General features: G+C 72.4%; 1 protein-coding gene. It reads left to right on the forward strand.

Annotated features, from left to right (window positions below):
• Window positions 1-6,268: amino acid adenylation domain-containing protein (locus tag ACN6LB_RS45485; protein WP_445031053.1), on the forward strand; the 6,268-nt coding region annotated here is incomplete at both ends.

Below are 6,268 nucleotides of genomic sequence, written 5' to 3' on the forward strand. Positions count from 1 at the left end.
CTTCGACGCCTCCACCTACGAGATGTGGGTCCCGTGGCTCACCGGCGGCGCACTGGTCGTCGCCCCCGCCGGACACCTCGACCCCGCCGCCTACCAGCAGCTCATCGCCGAACACGCCATCACCGCCCTCTGGTTGACGGCAGGACTCTTCCGGCTCATCGCCGAAGAAGCCCCAGGGGCCCTCGCCGGGGTGCGTGAAGTGTGGGCCGGCGGCGACGTCGTACCGCCCGAGGCCGTCCGCCGGGTGATGGACCACAACCCCCGGATCACCGTCGTCAACGGCTACGGCCCGACGGAGACGACCACCTTCGCGGCCACGCACCACATCCGCCGCCCCTTCGACTACACGGGCCCCGTCCCCATCGGCGAGGCCCTCGACAACCACCGCCTCTACGTCCTCGACGAGCACCTGCGGCTCGTCGCCCCGGGCACCCCGGGCGAGCTGTACATCGCGGGCGCCGGGCTCGCCCAGGGCTACCTGGACCGGCCCTCAGGGACCGCCGAGCGGTTCGTGGCCGACCCGTTCGGCCCCTCCGGTGCCCGTATGTACCGCGCCGGTGACCTGGTGCGCTGGAACGAGCGGGGCTCCCTTGAGTACCTCGGGCGGGCCGACCAGCAGGTCAAGCTACGGGGCTTCCGCATCGAGCCCGGCGAGATCGAGAGCGTGCTCGCCGCGCACCCGGACGTCGCGCAGGCCGTCGTCACCGTCCGCGAGGACCGGCCCGGCGACAAGCGCCTCGTCGCCTATGCGGTGGCCGCCGGGGAGAACGGCGTCGACACGGCGGTACTGCGCCGGCACACCGCCGACGCGCTGCCCGAGTACATGGTCCCGGCCGCCTTCGTGGTGCTGGACAAGATCCCGCTGACCAGCAACGGCAAGGTGGACCGCAAGTCCCTGCCCGCACCGCAGCTCGGCAACGACACCGCCGCCGGGCGCGCGCCCCGCACTCCGGTCGAGGAGGTGCTGTGCGGGCTGTTCGCCGAGATCCTCGGCCTGCCGTCCGTCACCATCGACGACCACTTCTTCCACCTGGGCGGACACTCCCTGCTCGCCACCCGGCTCATCAGCCGTATCCGGCAGGCCTTCAGCGTGGGGATCACCGTCAAGGACCTCTTCCAGGGCCCGACCCCGGCCGCGCTCGCGGAACTGGTGGAGCTGCGCAGCGGGGAGGACGTACGGCGGCCGGTTCTGAAGGAGGTGGCACGGCCGGAGCGGGTGCCGATGTCGTTCGGGCAGCGCAGGCTGTGGTTCCTGGACCAGCTGGAGGGGCCGTCGGCGACGTACAACATCCCGCTCGCCCTGCGGCTCACCGGAGCCGTGGACACCGAGGCGCTGCGGCTCGCGCTCACCGACACCGTCGTACGCCACGAGAGTCTGCGGACGCTGTTCTCGGTGGCGGAGGACGGAGAGGCCGGGCAGCTGGTGCTGCCCGCCGGGGAGATCCGCCTGGACCTCCCGGTCACCCCCGCCGACGAACACACCCTGGACTCGCTGCTCGGCGCGGAGGCGGCCCGCACCTTCGACCTCGCCGCCGACCTCCCCGTACGGGCCTCCCTGTTCGGCACAGGACCGCAGGAACACGTGCTGCTCGTGGTCATGCACCACATCGTCTCCGACGGCTGGTCCACCGCCCCCTTCCTGCGCGATGTGGCGACCGCCTACACCGCCCGGGTCGCGGGCCGGGCACCCGAGTGGGAGCGACTCCCGGTCCAGTACGCCGACTACACCCTCTGGCAGGAGGAACTGCTCGCGACGGACGGTGAACGGCAGGCCGAGTTCTGGCGGCAGACGCTGGGCGAGCTGCCCGAGGAGGCGACCCTCCCGGCCGACCGGCCGCGTCCGGCGACCGCGAGCTTCCGGGGCCGTACGCACGGCGTGCAGTGCCCGCCCGCGCTGCACGAGGCGCTGACCCGGCTGGCCCGGGAGACCGGGACGACCCTGTTCATGGTGGCGCAGGCCGCGGTGGCGACCGCGCTGGCCCGCTCAGGCGCCGGGACGGACATCCCGATCGGGGCGCCCATCGCGGGCCGCACCGACCAGCGCCTCGACGACCTGGTGGGCTTCTTCGTCAACAGCCTGGTGCTGCGCACCGACGTCGAGGGGGACCCGTCCTTCCGTGAGCTGCTCGACCGCGTCCGGGAGACCGACCTGGCGGCCTGGGCCCACCAGGACCTGCCGTTCGACCGGCTCGTCGAGATCCTCAACCCCGAGCGCAGCACCGCCCGCCACCCGCTCTTCCAAGTGGCCCTCACCCTTCAGGACGCGGCCAAGCCGGTCCTCGAACTCCCCGGCGTGCACACCGAGTCGGGCTTCACCCCGCTGGAGATCGCCAAGTTCGACCTGACCTTCTCCTTCCACGAGCACCGGGCGCCCGACGGCCGGCCGGGCGGCATGGACCTGGCCATCGAGTACGCGACGGACCTGTATGACGCCCGGACCGTCGAGGGGCTCGCGGACCGTCTTCTGCGACTGCTCGAAGCGGCCGTCTCCGACCCGGAACTGCCCGTCGGACAGCTGGAGTTCACCGGGCCCGAGGAGCGGGAGCGGCTGCTGGAGCTGGGCGCCGGCCCGGTCACCGACGGCGCTCTGCCGGACGCGGGCCTCGCGGAGCTGTTCGCCGCGCAGGTGGCCCGTACGCCGGACGCGGTCGCGGTGGCGTGCGAGGAGCGCACCTTCACCTACGCCGAACTCGACGCCGAGTCCGACCGGTTCGCGGACCGGATCATCGGCCTCGGGGTCGGCCCCGAATCCGTCGTCGCCCTGATGATGGAGCGCTCACCCGACCTCCTGGTCGCCATGCTCGCGGTCGTGAAGGCGGGCGGCGCCTACGCGCCCCTCAACCCGGCCGACCCGGACACCCGGCACGTCCAGATCCTCGACGAGCTCGACGCGCCGGTCCTGATCACCGACCGGGCGCTGGCCGACCACCCGCTGGTTCACCGGGCGCAGGCCCGGGACCTGGTCGTCGAGGCCAAGGACCTCGACGGCCGCCCCGCGACCAGGCCCAGCGGCCCCACCCACCCCGACCAGTGGCTGTACGTCATGTTCACCTCGGGCTCGACCGGCGTGCCGAAGGGCGTCGCCGTCACCCACCGCAACGTGGCCGACCTGGCCCGCCAGCGGATGTACGAAGGCGGCGTCCACCAACGGGTCCTCTTCCACTCCCCGCACACCTTCGACGCCTCCACCTACGAGATCTGGGTGCCGTGGCTGACCGGCGGCACGGTCGTCGTGGCGCCCCGGGGCCACCTGGAGACCGGCACGCTGAGCGATCTGATCACGGCGTACTCGATCACGAGTCTGTGGCTGACGGCGGGGCTGTTCCGGGTGATGGCCGAGGAGGCCCCGGAGGCGTTCGCGGGGCTCCGGGAGGTGTGGGCCGGCGGGGACGTCGTACCGCCCGAGGCCGTCCGACGGATCCACGAGCACTGCCCGGAGACCACCGTCGTCAACGGCTACGGGCCGACCGAGACCACCGCCTTCGCCGCCACCCACCGCATCCGCCGCCCCTTCAACCACCAGGGCACGGTCCCGATCGGCGAGGCCCTCGACAACCACCGCCTCTACGTCCTCGACTCCGCGCTCCGGCTCGTTCCGGCCGGTGCTCCCGGTGAGCTGTACATCGCCGGGGCCGGTCTGGCGCGCGGCTATGTGGGCCGCCCGTCGCTCACCGCCGAGCGGTTCGTCGCCGACCCGTACGGCGAGCCGGGCGCCCGGATGTACCGCACCGGGGACCTGGTGCGGTGGAACCACGAGGGCTCGCTGGAGTACCTCGGCCGGGTCGACCAGCAGGTCAAGCTACGCGGCTTCCGCATCGAACTCGGCGAGATCGAGACCGCGTTGACGGGCCATGAAAGCATCGTGCAGGCCACGGTGATCGTCCGCGAGGACCGGCCCGGGGACAAGCGACTCGTCGCCTACCTCGTGGCCGGCGAGGGCGGCGTCGACCTGAACGACCTGCGCCGGCACGTCACTTCGGCAGTCCCCGAGTACATGGTCCCGTCGGCCTTCGTGCTCCTCGACGCGATCCCGCTGACCGCCAACGGCAAGATCGACCGGCGCGCGCTGCCCACCCCGCAGGTCACCCACGACGTCACCGGACGCGCCCCGCGCACCCCTCAGGAAGAGGTCCTGTGCGGTCTGTTCGCGGCAGTCCTCGGGCTCCCGTCGGCCACCATCGACGACCATTTCTTCCACCTGGGCGGCCACTCCCTGCTCGCCACCCGGCTCATCAGCCGTATCCGCCAGGCCTTCGGCGTGCAGCTCGGCGTCAAGGACCTGTTCCGGTACCCGACCGTGGTCGCGCTGTCCGAGCGGGTGACGGAGGGCAGCGGTGAACTTCCGCGGGCCGCGCTGACCCGCGCACAGGAGCGCCCGGAGCGGGTGCCGCTGTCCTCGGCCCAGCAACGCCTGTGGTTCCTGGACCAGATGGAGGGCCCGTCGGCGACGTACAACATCCCGATGGCGCTGCGGCTGAAGGGCGACCTCGACACCGAGGGCCTGCGGCTCGCGGTGAGCGACGTGGTCGCCCGCCACGAGAGCCTGCGGACCGTCTACCCGACCCATGAGGGCAAGGCGTACCAGTCGGTGCGGGAGGCCTCCCCGGTCGACCTGCCCGTCGTCGCGGTCACGGAGGACGCGCTCGCCGGACGGCTGGCCGGCCTCTCGGCCGCCACCTTCGACCTGTCCAGGGACATCCCGCTCCGCGCCCACCTGCTGGCCCTCGGCGACCAGGAGCACATCCTGCTCCTGGTCATCCACCACATCGCCTCCGACGGCTGGTCCAACGCGCCGCTCTTCCGCGACCTGGCCGCCGCCTACGAGGCCCGTGTCCGGGACCAGAGCCCCGCATGGGAGGAGCTGCCGGTGCAGTACGCCGACTACACGCTGTGGCAGCAGCAACTGCTGGAGGGCGACGAGGAACGCCAACTCGACTTCTGGCGCACGGCGTTGGCCGACCTGCCCGACGAGGCCACGCTCCCGACCGACCGCCCCCGCCCGGCCACCGCCTCCTACCGCGGCACCACGCACACCGTCCACTGCGACGCCCCCCTGCACCAGGCCCTCGCCGCCCTGGCCCAGGACACCGGCACGACCTTCTTCATGGTCGCCCAGGCCGCCGTGTCGACCCTGCTCTCCCGCTCCGGGGCAGGACAGGACATCCCGCTCGGCTCCCCGGTCGCCGGCCGCACCGACCAGAAGCTCGACGACCTGATCGGCTTCTTCGTCAACACCCTCATCCTGCGAACCGACCTGACCGGCAACCCCACCTTCCGCGACCTGCTCACCCGGGTCCGCGAGAGCGACCTCGCCGCCTGGAACCACCAGGACCTCCCCTTCGACCGCCTGGTCGAGATCCTCAACCCCGAGCGCACGACCGCCCGTCACCCCCTCTTCCAGGTCATGCTGACGCTGGGCGACACCTCGGCGGACGCGCCCGAACTCCCCGCCCTGGAAACGGCGTACGAGTTCTCGAAGGTGGAGGTCGCCAAGTTCGACCTCACCTTCGGCTTCGCGGAGCACCGGGGGGCGGAGGGCGAGCCGGGCGGTCTGGACATCACCGTCGAGTACGCGACCGACCTCTACGACGCGAGCACCATCAAGGCAACGGCCGAGCGCCTCGTACGCCTCCTCGGCGAGGCCGTCGCGACGCCCGATCTGCCGGTCGCCGAGCTGGAGTTGCTGTCCGAGGGCGAGCGCACTCTTCTCCTTGAGGAGTTGGCGGGCCCCGTCACCGAGACCGTGGACGCCGGCCTCGGCGAGCTGTTCGCCGCCCAGGCCGCCCGGACCCCGGACGCGGTGGCCGTCGTCCACGGCGGCGAGGAGCTGACGTACACCGAGCTGAACGAGCGCGCGAACCGGATGGCGCACCGGCTGATCGCGGAGGGCGTGCGGCCCGGCAGCCGGGTCGCCCTCTTCCAGGAGCGGTCCGTGGACGCGGTGGTCACGACGCTCGCCGTGGTCAAGGCCGGGGCGGTGTACGTGCCGCTCGACACCCGCTACCCGATGGAGCGCGTCCAGCTCATCGTCGAGCAGTCGGACGTCTCCTTCTTCGTCACCGACCGCGAACCCGGCGCGGTCCGACTGCCCGCGGGCGCCAGGCCGATCCCCGCCGGGCAGCCGGACCAGGGCGATGCGAGCGATCCGGCGGTGCGGGTCCATGCCGACCAGCCGGTGTACGCGATGTTCACCTCCGGCTCGACCGGTGTCCCCAAGGGCGTCGCGGTCACCCACCGCAACGTCGCCGACCTCGCCCACCAGAAGATG

The organism is Streptomyces sp. SAS_270, assembly GCF_052543295.1.